At 64.6% G+C, this 285-nt stretch carries 1 pseudogene; it reads right to left on the reverse strand.

What is annotated here, in order from left to right:
- Positions 1-285: pseudogene (locus AB3X96_RS42790) on the reverse strand (IS5/IS1182 family transposase); the annotation flags it as partial.

Here is a 285-nt window from a genome sequence, read left to right on the forward strand (position 1 = left end):
CGCATGACGCGGCCGACACGCGAGCGCAGGGTGCGCACTGCCTTGCTCATCCGCCGGTACTGCTTCGCGTGCGCGTAGCGGCTGATCTGGGTGGCCAGGCGTGGTGCTTCGCGGTTGTAGTTCTGACGCAGTTTCAGGCCGTGCCGCGCAGCTGCCTTCACGAGGTGTTCACGACAGCGCTCCAGCAGTCGCGAGTCAGTCGGATGTGCGATCGCCTTGGGCATCACGGTCGTATCAACGATTACGCGTTTCGCGCTCGACGCCTTGATCACTCCGGCACGCTTC

It is taken from the genome of Paraburkholderia sp. BR13439, from assembly GCF_040948805.1.
GTDB classification, from domain to species: Bacteria; Pseudomonadota; Gammaproteobacteria; order Burkholderiales; family Burkholderiaceae; genus Paraburkholderia; species Paraburkholderia youngii.